This window comes from Arenibacter sp. ARW7G5Y1, from assembly GCF_003201775.1.
Classification (GTDB): domain Bacteria; phylum Bacteroidota; class Bacteroidia; order Flavobacteriales; family Flavobacteriaceae; genus Arenibacter.
Genome location: NZ_QJJZ01000009.1, coordinates 214,851 through 228,246, shown reverse-complemented (window position 1 = coordinate 228,246; position 13,396 = coordinate 214,851). Strand labels below are relative to the sequence as shown.

Sequence of the window (13,396 nt, the reverse complement as noted above, 5' to 3'; positions counted from 1 at the left end):
AACTTTAAAAGGTTCATGCTAAGAGGTCTTGATAAGGTGGAAACGGAAATAGGGCTCATTGCAATGGCACATAACCTTAAAAAAGTGAGCTTGGCGATGTAGGAATCGCTTTGCCCCATTAAGCTAACCACTAAAATTACCTGATAAACAAAGCAAGTTCAAAATAATATCAGAAAAACCGAAAAATAAAAGGTCGCCTAATTAGTTTTTAGACGACCTCTACATTATTTATCCCAAGAATATTGGACTACTCTTCCTCCCCACCTACAGCTCCAACTGCCAGGGCTTCTTCGTTTTCAAAAGCATCCAAGGCTTCCAAATTTTCATTAAGTTCGTTGGATTCCGAAGTTGAAGCCTTTAGGGCATTGAACTTTTCCAATTGGTCCATATCCCCTTCTTCGCCTGAAAAATAGGGAAATACATCCATGATCGGAGATTCCGATATTACAGGAATAGTGTAATCGCCCATGGTACCTTTCATGGCCTGTATGGTATTGTCATAGGCCTCCTTTACATCATTGGCCTGTACCAATAAATAAGTATTGGTTTTTTTTTCCTTACCACTATTCTCGTCAAAGGCAATTAAAGCCACCTTTGATTTAAACCATCGATCGGAATTCTCAAAAGGATGCACCTCCGAAAAGTTCGCGACTTTTATATTGGTGATCAAGAATTCTTCACTGGTATAAGCGGCCATCTCTTCATTTATTCTGCTCTCCGCTTCGGTATAGGATAACGCATCCAACAAATAAGTTTCCGTTGTTACTTTCTGTTCCCCAGTTTCATGTGTTTTTCTATATTTTACCTTGCACTCGTACCAAGTCTGACTCATATCTATATATTTTTAAGGACGCCAAAAATAGGTCTTAATAAAAAAATATCCCTCCATTTGGGAAATAGATATTCACAATTTACGATTGTGGAAAAAATAGCAGTCCTGATTGTAGGCAGTTGATTTTTGGTCGGATTGATAGGTATGTTACCTAATTCCCCGAAGTCCAATAATTTATAACATAGGATTATAAAATATTTGGTCTAAAATTAATTCTGAGGTGTTAAACGGTCCATTTCAATACGGAGTAGCACTCTAGCAAAAAACCTTCTATAGGCTATCCAGGTCGAACGAATAAATATTGCCCAAATCATCAGAAAAAAATATCAATTTTGGTCTGTTGGATAAGAAACTGGCCTTACTGGATGTAACATCACCGTTTTTCCCCTTTATTTTGGTCTTTAATTGGATGAGTTCCCGAAACTCCCAGCCATCTTTCCTTCTTTTTATTTCATTGACAGAAATAAAATATCGATTGTTCTCCCGATCTTTAACCGCATGTACCTCAAATATTTCTCCCGATTCAACATGGTTGATAATAGGTCGTGATGGACTTTTTTGTGCGGTGAGAATCTCGTACGGAATATTGGTCCACCTTCCCTCCTTGTCCCTCATTCGCAATACAAATTGGGGCTGGCCAATTTGGTCCACACTGTTCTTGGAAACCAAGGCCATTTCTCCGTTCCCAAATATTGTAGCATTTAAATGATCGTCTGCATTATTATCGCCCTGCTGAACAATTATGGGCGCCGACCAATGTGCAGGCCCTTCCCCATCCCGGTGGATTCGCTCCATAATGGATTGGGTATTTTGGTCGGACCAAATAACGGATACCTTGTCTTTCAATCCTACTATTAGGGAAATATCGTCTCTGTTGATGTTGTCTGCCAATTCAATGGGTTCCGACCAGTCCTTACCGTTATAGGAATGCCAAACCATAATTTTCTGGTTCACATCCGCACAAACCCAATATTGATTTTTCGAATCTCGGGTTATGGTAGCCGTCTCAAGGGATTGGCAGTCCTGGGGAATGGGCAGGGATTCCTTCCATTGATGTTCGTATTGTTTGTTTTGGTGGGAATAGGTTATCTGAACTACATTCAATGCACATTCCCCGACCAAAACTATATGCGCCTCATCACCTGAGCTATACACATCGGCCCTACTCGGCAAATTTTGCCAAGCTTTATTAACTTCAAATTGACTCGCCCAAACAGTAGTTTCCTTTTTCAATAATTTGGGGCCATCCCCGTCCCCTACTATCAACCAATGCCCATATTGGTTTGTCCATGATTTGGACTGGGGTTTATCTGCCGTAGCGTCCCCATAATTTACATGAAAAATGGGTTCCAAATAAAGTTCCCGGGTATTGGCCTCCTGGGAAAACACACCATATCCGCAGATCAATAGACAAAAAAGTGAGGAAAAGGAAGGTGAAATGTTTATAAAATTCATACTGTTGGTCTCTAGGTCACCAAGTTAATCTAAAATATTTATAGGTAATATAAAAGAAAGGCTATCTATTTTTAAAGTATTGATAATATATGCAATTAGCCATTGTTCACTAAGTTAAGAGATCCATGATATTCTTCCGGAACCAAATTTCATCGATCCATTAAAATTATAATAACCTTAGCCTTTCGAAATCCTCCAAGGAGAAAGTACCTTTCCACAATTTCAGGGATAGGAATGCATTAATTTCATTACTTTTATTGGAGACTATTAGTCTGTCCCACATTATATGAACACGGAACAAGATATTAAAATTCCTATGAAAAAAATTGCCCAAATTTTGTTCCTTCTCTTGTTTTCAATATCCTGGCACCCAGGAATTGCACAAAACAAAACCCCCATCCCCCATTACACTTATAAAAAAGGAGACCCCAATGGAATTGGAAAATGGTATATGGGAAGGGAAATTGCATATGTAATGGGATATCAGGGCATACAATGGTTAGATCGTCCCGAGCGTGAAGTAGAAGAAAACACCACTACCCTATTGCGTAATATGGCTATTGAACCGGAAGATAATATTGCCGACATAGGTGCTGGTTCCGGCTACCATGTTTTTAAGATGGCCAAATTGTCCAGGTCTGAGCTTGTCTTCGCTGTGGATATTCAGGAAGAAATGCTGGAAGAGATCAAGAGTTGCAAAGAACGGGACCAAATTAAAAATGTAAGGATCATAAAAGGCAGTGAAAAAAATATAAACATAGCTGAGAATTCTTTGGACAAGGTACTTATGGTGGATGTTTACCATGAGTTTAATTTTCCGGCAGAAATGTTGAGCTCCATTAAAAAAGCTTTACGGGCCGATGGTAAACTGTTTTTGATAGAATATCGCGCCGAGGATGACAAAGTTCCTATAAAAACCCTTCATAAAATGACCGAGGCACAGGCCATTGTGGAATTGAAAGCAGCAGGAATGAAGTTAGAGCGCAACATTGATAATCTTCCTTGGCAGCACTGTATGGTGTTTGTGAAGAATTGAATTAATACCAAGGTATATACCATATATTACCTTACCCTTTGTTCCTTGGTTTAAATAGGGAAAACTATTGCGTGAAATTTTACTTCTTATAGGGATGGTCTAATTTTCTGGTCGGAAATGAAACTCCATTTTAAATAATTGATTACCTTCAAATGATAACAGCAGTCTCTGTTGTTCATAAATCAACCCATACTAAAACGCACTAAAATGAAACGGACAATTCTTTCCATGCTATTACTATTTATGGTCCTTAATAGCTATTCCAATACTGCTCCACAGCCTCTTTGGACCAATCCTTTTATAGGCATGTGGGGACTCGACATTAAAGGTGGTGGTGCCGGCTGGCTAAACGTTCATGAGGACCATGGCTTCTTGGATGCCGAACTGTTATGGATAGGTGGTAGTGTTGTTCCTGTGTCCAACATTTACCTGGTAGACGAAAATACATTGGTGGCTACCCGTACCTATGAAGTTAAAAGAAGTGCCCACCGGAGCCATACGGTCACCTATACCTTGGAGGTCAAAAAAGTGGGGGAAGCCTTGGAGGGCACTATGAGTGGCCCCAAGAGAAACGGTAACGGGATTTCCATTAAAAATTTTACCGGGAAACGTATGCCGCCATTGCCGGATACACCGGACCTGTCCAAACTTAAATTTGAAAAACCTATAAAATTGTTCAATGGAAAGGATTTGACGGGCTGGAAATTAATGGACCCATCAAAGGCCAACGGTTTTAAGGTGAAAGATGGCATGATCGTAAACGATCCCATACAACCAAAGGACGGCGAACATATTTCGTATGGCAACATTCGCACACTACAGGAATTTAATGACTTCAACCTAAAATTGGAAGTCAATGTACCCGAAGGCAACAACAGCGGTATTTATCTACGTGGACTTTATGAAATTCAGGTAGTGGATTCCTATGGCAAGGAGTTGGATTCCCATAATATGGGAGCCTTATATAGCCGTATTACCCCCAGTGAGGCAGCCGAAAAACCTGCGGGGGAATGGCAAACTTTGGATATTACACTGGTAGACCGACACCTTACCGTAATCTTTAACGGCAAAAAAATAATAGACAACCAACCCGTTTGGGGTCCTACAGGCGGAGCCATTTCCTCCGATGTTTTGAGTCCAGGGCCCATCTATTTGCAAGGAGACCATGGCAATGTAGCCTATCGAAACATTGTACTGACCCCCATTAAATAATCAATAAAAAAGGCCTCCTTTTTGGGGAGGCCTTTTAATTATTTTTCCATCTTCAGGACGGCAAATTTGCCTTTGTTCCATCCATGAACAAGTAAGTATAATTGTTTGGATCCATTTTCGGTAACAATGTGCGGCCAAACCTGATGAATATTTGTTAATACAGGGATATCCAAATCTCCCGGAATTACTGTGGATACCAACTTTTCCCCTGTATGAACATAGAGCGGAGCCGATTTCTGTTCACCAATGGCCTGCAAAGCATTCAAGAAGTAATGTTCATCCTTATAGGAGACATTACAAATGAGACTACTTTCTGGTATATCATTAAAAATTTCCACAAATTTACCCTTCTTGGTAAATTTTACTACCTGTCCTGCAGCCCTATTGGCTACTAGGATGTGCTTATTGTGGGCATATATACCATGTGCGGTCTGAAACTGACCAGGGTTGTCTCCCTTTCCTCCCCAAGCATGTTTGCCCCAGCTCCAAACTCCGTTCTTTTCCTTTATCGTCATCACAAAATCCCCAGCAGAATAACCATGGGCCACATATAGAGTGCCATTAAGATAAGTAACATCAGTAACACCAAAATTACTATCCTTTGATCCGAAGAACTCATTGGCTTCGGCAAACTTGAATTCATTTCCCGTAGGTTTCAAAATTTCACTAACAATTTCTCCATCCAAAGTAAGTACGAGTACTCTTTTCCCCTCTTGGGCAACAGCAAGGTATTTTTCACCTTTATGAACAAAGAAAACAATTCCATGGATGTTATCCTTTAAGCGTTCATCATTCCCTATGGTAGACCATTTTGTTAAGTCGGGGCTTATGGTACAAAGTCCATAACCAGGTATTCCTGTATAAACAATGCCCGTATCGGGGTCTTCATTAAACCCACCGTGCATACCGGGTTCAAACTCATGGGCTTCTTCTGGAAAAGCCGCGGTTAATTCTTGGTCCCATGAGAAAACATACTCCCCTTGACCGGTTAGCAGTTTTGCTTGCATAGGCATTTTATCCGATACCATTGGGTCATGCTCATGATGGTGGGCAACATCATTATTTTCATGTACATGATGTGTATGATCTTGTAGGTGTTGGTTATTTTGTGCCAATACACTGGATGATAATCCTAGAGAGCATGCAATTGACAATACGGCTAGTGAAGTGTTCTTTAACATTGTTGGTCTTTATTAATTTTTTGGAAAGTTAATCAATCCAAAGTAATTATTCAACAAGATCCACTATCTACTAAATTTTACCTGATGTATCAAATAGGTAATTATTCTTTCAAAAAAAATCAAACTATGTAACCAGTTACCGAAAAATGAATATATTTGCGTAACCAGTTACTTAATGTGGATAATATGAACGACTTTTTGACGGAAATGGAATATGTTGGTCTAACCAGTAGGCTGAAGAGATTAAGTGATTCCCTACTTTATAGTACCAAGGAACTTTACAAATCAGAAGGTCTGGATATAGAACCCAACTGGAACCTGATCTTTATTCTTTTACAGGAAAACGAGACCATGACCATTACCGAAATATCCGAAACATTACAATTTTCGCATCCTGCCGTAGTAAAAATCATTAATAAAATGAAAAAAAACGGACATATAGAGACTAGGACCGATACAAAGGATAAAAGAAAACAGCTATTAACCCTAACGGAAAAAGCACATAAACAGTTACCGGTTTTTGAAAAATACTGGACAGCAGGTAGAAAGACCGTTATGGACCTACTTGCCGACAGTCCCCATTTTTTGGAAGAATTTTTAAAAATAGAAGAAAAATTGAACCAAAGCGATTACAAGGACAGAACCTTAAAAAATTTAAAAAATGACGAACATAGTAATTGAGAGTATTGGCTATATCGCCATCCTAACAGGTTTCTTTGCCATTACTAAAAAAGATATGGGAAAATTCCGCCTTTGGCATTTAATTTCCAGTTTCTTTTACATCATTTATGGCGCCATGTTGAATTCTATGCCTCTTGTAATTGCAGGAATAGTTTTCTGTATCATTCATGTTTATCATTTAATTAAACTGTACGATTCCAATAAGGGGTCAAAACTTAAAACCTAAGGGAGTTGGTAAGTTTAAATTAAAATCCAAGGTTCCGCCCACTTGTAAAAGTTTTGTAAATTTATACCGGCCCAAATCTTGGGTTTCATAGGATTAATATCTTATCTCATAAGATTCAGGTTTACCATAATTTCTAAACATGGGGAAAAAATTAGATTCGATTACAACTGAATTGAAAGAATTCATTCAGCAACAAAAGATTTTTTTTGTTGGCACGGCAGCTTCTGAAGGCAGGGTAAATATATCGCCCAAAGGAACTGATTCATTTAGGATCCTTGACCAAAATAAAATAGTTTGGCTCAATCTAACAGGTAGTGGTAATGAAACAGCAGCACATTTGTTAAAGAACAATAGGATGACCGTCATGTTCTGTGCATTTGAAGGCAAACCCATGATATTAAGACTATATGGACAGGCTAAAATCTACCATAGAAGGGATGTGGAATTTCATAGATATATAAAACTATTCCCCGAGAACATTGGATCTCGGCAGATTATCGAAATGGATATCGACCTGGTGCAGACCTCCTGTGGCTTTGCAGTTCCCTTCATGGATTACAAAGAAGAAAGAACTGCTTTAAATTCATGGTCCACCAAACAAGGGCCTGCAGGAATTGAAAGGTATTGGGAAAATAAAAACACCAGGAGTATTGACGGCTTTGAGACCGAAATACTTGGGGATTAAAACCACTTTATAATACCATTGGTCACACAAACCCAATAGCTTAATTGCTTGGGCCGCTATTGTTCATCTCCAATTGTTTGGGCCAAAGGCAAAGGGACTAAATTACTTTGAGCGCCTTCCCTACTTTGGTAAATGCCGCTACCGCCTTTTCCAAATGTTTCTGCTCATGGGCTGCCGATAATTGCACCCTAATCCTGGCTTTACCTTGTGGTACTACTGGATAAAAGAAACCAATAACATAAATTCCCTCCTCCAACAATTGGGAAGCAAACTTTTGGGCCAGGGGTGCATCGTAAAGCATTACCGGAACAATAGGATGATCACCTGGAACAATATCAAAACCAGCAGCGGTCATTGCCTCTCTAAAATAGCGGGTATTGGCTTCCAACTTATCGCGTAATGCGGTTGAAGAAGCCAATAAATCCAAAACTTTTATGGAAGCCCCTACGATAGATGGTGCCAAAGTATTGGAAAAAAGATAAGGTCTGGAGCGTTGTCTCAACATGTCCACTATTTCCTTTCTGGCCGCCGTAAAACCTCCGGATGCACCCCCAAGTGCCTTCCCGTAGGTACCTGTAATGATATCGATCCTTCCCATTACATTTCTATATTCATGTGAGCCACGCCCGGTAGCTCCCAAAAAACCGGTAGAATGACATTCGTCTATCATGACCATGGCATTATACTTATCGGCCAAATCACATATTTTATCCAATTGAGCAATGGTTCCATCCATTGAGAAGGAACCATCGGTAACTATCAAAATTCTTCGGGAACCCTGGGCTGCTTTCAATTGCTCTTCCAAGTCCACCATGGAATTATGTTGAAACCTAAAACGTTTCGCCTTGCACAACCTTATCCCGTCTATGATGGAAGCATGGTTCAATGCATCAGAAATAATAGCGTCTTCCGGCCCTAGAATGGGTTCAAACAGACCGCCATTGGCATCGAATGCAGCGGCATATAGAATACAGTCTTCCATTCCCAGAAAGTCAGCCGTCTTGCGTTCCAATTCTTTATGTATATCCTGGGTACCACAAATAAAACGAACGGACGATAATCCAAAACCATGGGAGTCAATGGCTTCCTTACCTGCTTTTATAACATCTGGGTGGGCCGAAAGTCCCAAATAATTGTTGGCACAAAAATTAAGGACATCCCTGGAATTAGTGGTTTGAATTTCAGCCCCCTGGGGACTGGTTATTATCCTTTCCTCTTTATATAGTCCCTCGGCTCTTATGGCCTCAAGTTCTTCCCTTAATTCGTTTTTTACTGTTGAATACATGTCTGTTATTTCTTTTTTCTGCCCAAACTAGATAAGGCATTTGATTTATTTAAAGATTCCTAGCGCATTTATTGCTGAGGTACGTATTGCTCTTTTAGTTTTTCGATCATAGTGCTGACGATTATTTCCAGATCGTATTCCGGTTTCCACCCCCAATCCAATGCGGCCTCATCATCATTGATAGATTTGGGCCATTTGGCAGCAATGTCCTGCCTAAAATCTGGCTCGTATTTTACCATAAAGTCTGGATAGAACTTACGGATTTCCCTTACTATATCCTCTGGGGAAAAACTACTCCCGGCAAGATTATAGGCCGTTCTTATTTTAATATCTCTTTTAGGTGCCTCCATTAATTCCATAGTCGCCCTAATTGCATCGTCCATAAAGATCATGGGCAAGGTAGTATCTTCATTCAGGAAACAAACAAATTCCTCTTCCAAGACGGCCTTGTGAAAAATTTCAACGGCGTAATCCGTGGTACCGCCTCCTGGCAAAGATTGGTAGCCTATAACCCCGGGATAGCGAAGAGACCTTACATCCAGACCATATCTTAAAAAATAATATTGTGCCCATTGTTCTCCGGCAGCCTTGCTCATGCCATAAACGGTAGCAGGGTTAAGATAGGCTTTGTTTGGTGTGTTTACCCAAGGTGCATCTTCCCCAAAAACGGCAATTGAACTCGGAAAGAAGACCTTATCCATCTCCTGCACTCGTGCAACTTCCAAAACATTAAACAGCATTTTCATATTAAGATCCCAAGTAGTCAGCGGGTTTGCTTCTCCCTTGGCGGATAAAATGGCCGCCAGATGATATATTTGGGTAATGCCATAGCTCTCAACCACCTCTAATAATTGAGTTTTATCGGTAGCATCCAACACTTCAAATGCTCCATGGAAATTATGGGATTTATTTATATCCGAAGCTACCACATTGTCCAAACCATGGCGGTGTTGCAGCTCTTTAACAAGTACGGATCCCAATTGTCCATTGGCGCCAATTACCAGAACCTTTGCTTTCATAATTTACTATTTTAGCCTTATTAACCATAAGTGTTAATTACTGTCGAAATTACAAAAAGCGATTACTATATTAGTACAATAGGAATAATTAAGTAATTATCACTTAAATGCGCCATTTTTAAAGTTATATTTGCTTTTTTATATAAAAAAATGGATGTTTTAAAGTAATTTTTCCCACTACCATGGAGCAACTAGATAATACCGACATTACTATACTAAGGATTTTGCAAAAAGATTCCAAAAAAACGGCAAAGGAGATTGCAGCCATTCTTAATCTTACCCCCTCCCCTGTTTATGAAAGGATCCGTAGACTTGAAAAACAAGGAGTCATTAAAAAATACGTTGCCATTCTGGACAAAAAACAAATAGACCGCTCCATAACCGTTATATGCCAGGTTTCCATGCGGTATCACAACGAAGCATTTATAGAGAAGTTTGAGGCTCAGGTACAGAGTCTGGACGAGGTACAGGAATGTTACCATTTGGCAGGGCAAGTAGATTTTATTTTAAAAATCCATACCAAAAGCCTTGAGGACTACCACGATTTTGTAAAGACCAAGCTTTCAAAAATAGAAAACATTGGTGTCTTGAACAGTACATTCGTATTGAAGGAAATAAAACAATCCTCGGAATACTACATTTAATTCCAACAGCTTTTCTAAATTTGTTGTAATACCGAATATCAACATTTAAACAGCCATCATACACAAACCAACCGTTACCTATTGCTTGTATTATGAAGATAGTTAGAACCGACATGGAGTTGGAGACTCCCTATGTAGACCAAAGCCTTCGCGAAAATGGACATGATCTGATATTGCTCCCAGACGGGGTATCGGAAGAAATTCTAATGCAAGAATTGGAGGATTGCGACATCCTATTAATGTGCTACACCCCTATTGGCCGTAGAACAATTGATGCTGCAAAAAAGCTCAAAGCAATAATAAAATACGGAGTAGGAATAGATGCCATTGATATTCCTGCTGCCAATGAACGCGGAATAGTAGTGGTCAATATTCCTGAATACGCAGAGGAGACCGTTGCGGAGGGGGCATTTGCCATGCTCATTGCACTGGCCAAAAAGCTCCCTGTGCTACAAAAACAAATGAACAGCAAAGCTTGGGTATGGCCAAGTAGCGAGTGGTTGGGACACGATATTGCCGGAAAAACACTCGGCATCATTGGTTGTGGTAAAATAGGAAGTAGCATGGCAAGGATGGCGGGCTTGGGATTCAGGGCAAAAGTTCTTGGTTACGACCCCAGCAAGTCTAAAGAGAAATTGGCAGAAAGAGGGATTCAAAAATATGATGACCTCACCGAAATGCTCAAGGAGTGCGATTTCATTTCCCTACATGCTGTTTTAAACAAAGAAACCAAACACCTCATAGGCTCAAAGGAATTTTCGGTAATGAAAGAAACCGCTATCATTATCAATTCCGCCCGAGGCGCCTTGATAGATGAATTGGCACTCCTGAATGCCTTGGAGAACAAACAAATTGCTGGCGCCGGCTTGGATGTATACAGTCAGGAGCCATTGAACAAAACTGACCATCCGTTAAAGAGGCTTTATGAAATGGACAATGTAATTCTACTTCCCCACCTCACTTTTTACACCCATGAAGCCATGCATAGACTTGAAGTGGAGACCATGGAGAGAATTACAGAGGTCATGGAAAATAGGCCGGTCACAATTAAGTCAAAAGACCCGCGACTTCAAAATCAGCCACGGACAAAATTGTAAATTCACTCATCCACACCTTGTTCAATCCCTTGGCTTTTCCATGGAAAAGCTGTATTCTATAGTGTGTGTTATTAGATTATAGGCTCATAATCCAATTCCAAAAACTTTTCTACGTACTTGGCCCAATAGGTTGCCACAAACCTATTATGGTCCGGATGTATATTATAAGCTGAATATGCCGCCATATTGTCAAATTCCATTGACAAACCATAATCAAAATCGTTCTTCTTCCCTATTTGTCTTAAGGATTGAAAATTATGGACTCCAGGTATCAAGGCCAATTTGGCCGCTGCAGCAAGAAACTCTTTTTCTTCAGGCGAGCCTTTGGGATATTTTAACTTTAGCACTACTGTGTGTTGGATCATAAATGGGAATTTAGATTTCTATTTAGGTAAATTTAAGCCGCTAATACACTACCATTCTTTTGTTATCCTCCAATTTAATATCAATACCATCAATCAACTGTATGCCTTGATATTTAGTAGGTTCGGACTTGTCATAATCCACTAAGGTATATACGCTATCCTTATCTGCCGTAAACCACTCGGGAAATTGGTTGATTCTGGCCCAATCCATAGGTAACTTCATATTTTCCTTATGTCTAGGTTTATCAAAGTACAGCTTTCCTTTCCAGGGCAACTCAGATTTAATAGTAATCAATAAGGTATCCCCTTTTTGCTCCGCTCCTAGAAACAGGTCATCTCTCCAGGGCTTTAGGTACAAGCCTTTGCTTTTCCACAAATTATACATAATGGTGGTTCTGGCAAAGTTGCCATCTCCATGCCAACCCTCTATTATTCCATTTTCCTGCTGCATGGCCCACATTACTTTTATTTCACTGTCCATCCATTTGGCTACGGAGGGGTCCGGAATCCGATTGTATAAATTTAGGGCACCTTCAATGGCATCCGCATACCCATCGGCACTGCCGTTTTCCCAATCAAAGTTGGTATATTTGTTTAAATTGGAATATATTTTCAAGATGGCTTCCTTATAACTTGGATCCTGATCCAACAGATAAACAGCGTAAAATCCATTAAGGGTATACCCCCAATTATCGGCAGGCCTTTTCTGTACAATCTCTCCTGTTTGGGGATTTATGGCATCATAAAATAATCCATCCCCATTTCTTCCCACTTCCAAAATCCTGTGCAACATCTCATGCAAAGGCTTTTTATAGGCTTCCCTTTTTTGTGGTTTTGCAAAGCTTGTAGACACATACAATTCGCACAAACCCGATATCAACTCACACCCATGGTCCCTGAGCCTAAGGTATTCCAGATCCGTTGTAGGATGATGGTCTCCCAGTAGATAATAGTCCCCAATGGTTAGGGCCCAGTCCAGAAACTTTTCATCACCGGTCATCCAGTATATTCGGGAAAGGGTTTGCAGCAATTCACCGTTCACCTCTTCCCGCGATGCATTGGAACCTACCTTTGATATCCCATCGGCAACACTTACTTCACTTTTTAAATCGTACAGCATCTCCATCATTCTATCCGACCATGGACTTTTTCCCAGCCATTCCGTAAGGGGCAGTAAGCCATCCTTAATATATTCCGAAGAACCAAAAATAATTTCGGCCATATCCAATTTTTCATTTTGAAAACCCTTTTTGGAAAAAGAATAGGTATCGGGAAGGGTATTGACCCTGGAAGTGAGTTTTTTTTCGGCATTTAGCATCTCCAGCATGGTCCCATCAAATAAATCCTGATCCGTAAAAAAAGAAGTAAGTACCATAAATGGATAATTATCGGCGGCGGCATCCTTTGCATTCCATATGTCCTTGTCAGTTTCAAGGTTTCTCGGGATTAGTCCAGATTCAGGATCAGCCATCTCCAACCAGCCTTGAACAAATTTCCCACTCCTAATAAATCCCTCATTGGCCAAAATGGCATTTTCATCCGCTTTGTCAAATAGAAGGCCATGCTCCGTTGACAACGCCATCACGGGTTGAGCATCTTTGCAGGCCACTATACTTAAAATTCCTAAAGCAAGAATTAAATTTAGTTTCATAATACGTATGGTTAGTTAAATGATAAC

General features: G+C 40.1%; 15 protein-coding genes. 8 read left to right on the top strand and 7 right to left on the bottom strand.

What is annotated here, in order from left to right; all coding sequences use genetic code 11:
• Positions 1-15 precede the first annotated feature (15 nt).
• Positions 16-102, top strand: coding sequence for a hypothetical protein (locus C7972_RS14585; RefSeq protein ID WP_258364821.1), 87 nt, complete (start codon positions 16-18; stop codon positions 100-102).
• 145 nt (positions 103-247) lie between these two features.
• On the opposite strand, the gene C7972_RS14580 is transcribed toward C7972_RS14585, so the two are convergent.
• Both C7972_RS14580 and C7972_RS14575 read right to left on the bottom strand, forming a co-directional pair.
• On the bottom strand, positions 248-832 hold the full coding sequence (locus C7972_RS14580) for a DUF4494 domain-containing protein (RefSeq protein ID WP_110356906.1): 585 nt from the start codon (positions 830-832) through the stop codon (positions 248-250).
• A 270-nt stretch (positions 833-1,102) separates the two neighbouring features.
• Positions 1,103-2,287 (bottom strand): hypothetical protein, encoded by a 1,185-nt coding sequence (locus C7972_RS14575; RefSeq protein ID WP_110356905.1) that lies wholly within the window; start codon positions 2,285-2,287, stop codon positions 1,103-1,105.
• Positions 2,288-2,603: 316 nt separating this feature from the next.
• Here C7972_RS14575 and C7972_RS14570 point away from each other — a divergent pair, with 316 nt between their 5' ends.
• Both C7972_RS14570 and C7972_RS14565 read left to right on the top strand, forming a co-directional pair.
• The gene (locus C7972_RS14570; protein ID WP_110356923.1) at positions 2,604-3,323 is read left to right on the top strand and encodes a class I SAM-dependent methyltransferase; all 720 of its coding nucleotides are present in this window, start codon (positions 2,604-2,606) and stop codon (positions 3,321-3,323) included.
• Between the two features lie 207 nt (positions 3,324-3,530).
• Entirely contained in the window at positions 3,531-4,535 is a 1,005-nt protein-coding gene (locus C7972_RS14565; RefSeq protein ID WP_110356904.1) for a DUF1080 domain-containing protein, read from the top strand.
• A 38-nt stretch (positions 4,536-4,573) separates the two neighbouring features.
• On the opposite strand, the gene C7972_RS14560 is transcribed toward C7972_RS14565, so the two are convergent.
• Entirely contained in the window at positions 4,574-5,716 is a 1,143-nt protein-coding gene (locus tag C7972_RS14560) for a hypothetical protein (RefSeq protein WP_110356903.1), read from the bottom strand.
• Between the two features lie 186 nt (positions 5,717-5,902).
• Between C7972_RS14560 and C7972_RS14555 the strand changes: the two genes are divergently transcribed.
• The 3 genes from C7972_RS14555 to C7972_RS14545 all read left to right on the top strand — a co-directional run bounded on the left by C7972_RS14555 (position 5,903) and on the right by C7972_RS14545 (position 7,308).
• Entirely contained in the window at positions 5,903-6,397 is a 495-nt protein-coding gene (locus C7972_RS14555; protein ID WP_110356902.1) for a MarR family winged helix-turn-helix transcriptional regulator, read from the top strand.
• Complete coding sequence (locus C7972_RS14550) at positions 6,378-6,623, top strand: YgjV family protein (protein ID WP_110356901.1); 246 nt, start codon at positions 6,378-6,380, stop codon at positions 6,621-6,623. The genes C7972_RS14555 and C7972_RS14550 overlap by 20 nt, the downstream gene beginning before the upstream one ends.
• A gap of 139 nt (positions 6,624-6,762) precedes the next feature.
• Positions 6,763-7,308: a pyridoxamine 5'-phosphate oxidase family protein gene (locus tag C7972_RS14545; RefSeq protein ID WP_110356900.1), complete on the top strand. Its 546-nt coding sequence runs from the start codon at positions 6,763-6,765 to the stop codon at positions 7,306-7,308.
• 97 nt (positions 7,309-7,405) lie between these two features.
• On the opposite strand, the gene kbl is transcribed toward C7972_RS14545, so the two are convergent.
• Both kbl and C7972_RS14535 read right to left on the bottom strand, forming a co-directional pair.
• Entirely contained in the window at positions 7,406-8,593 is a 1,188-nt protein-coding gene (kbl, locus tag C7972_RS14540; RefSeq protein ID WP_110356899.1) for a glycine C-acetyltransferase, read from the bottom strand.
• Positions 8,594-8,661: 68 nt separating this feature from the next.
• Positions 8,662-9,612 (bottom strand): NAD-dependent epimerase/dehydratase family protein, encoded by a 951-nt coding sequence (locus tag C7972_RS14535; protein WP_110356898.1) that lies wholly within the window; start codon positions 9,610-9,612, stop codon positions 8,662-8,664.
• Between the two features lie 182 nt (positions 9,613-9,794).
• Here C7972_RS14535 and C7972_RS14530 point away from each other — a divergent pair, with 182 nt between their 5' ends.
• Positions 9,795-10,256 (top strand): Lrp/AsnC family transcriptional regulator, encoded by a 462-nt coding sequence (locus C7972_RS14530; protein WP_110356897.1) that lies wholly within the window; start codon positions 9,795-9,797, stop codon positions 10,254-10,256.
• Between the two features lie 92 nt (positions 10,257-10,348).
• Entirely contained in the window at positions 10,349-11,353 is a 1,005-nt protein-coding gene (locus tag C7972_RS14525) for a 2-hydroxyacid dehydrogenase (RefSeq protein ID WP_110356896.1), read from the top strand.
• Between the two features lie 71 nt (positions 11,354-11,424).
• Here the strand turns inward: C7972_RS14525 and C7972_RS14520 are convergent, their stop codons facing one another.
• Both C7972_RS14520 and C7972_RS14515 read right to left on the bottom strand, forming a co-directional pair.
• Positions 11,425-11,718, bottom strand: coding sequence for a Dabb family protein (locus C7972_RS14520; protein WP_110356895.1), 294 nt, complete (start codon positions 11,716-11,718; stop codon positions 11,425-11,427).
• Between the two features lie 40 nt (positions 11,719-11,758).
• Complete coding sequence (locus C7972_RS14515; protein WP_220020913.1) at positions 11,759-13,369, bottom strand: hypothetical protein; 1,611 nt, start codon at positions 13,367-13,369, stop codon at positions 11,759-11,761.
• Positions 13,370-13,396: the final 27 nt, after the last annotated feature.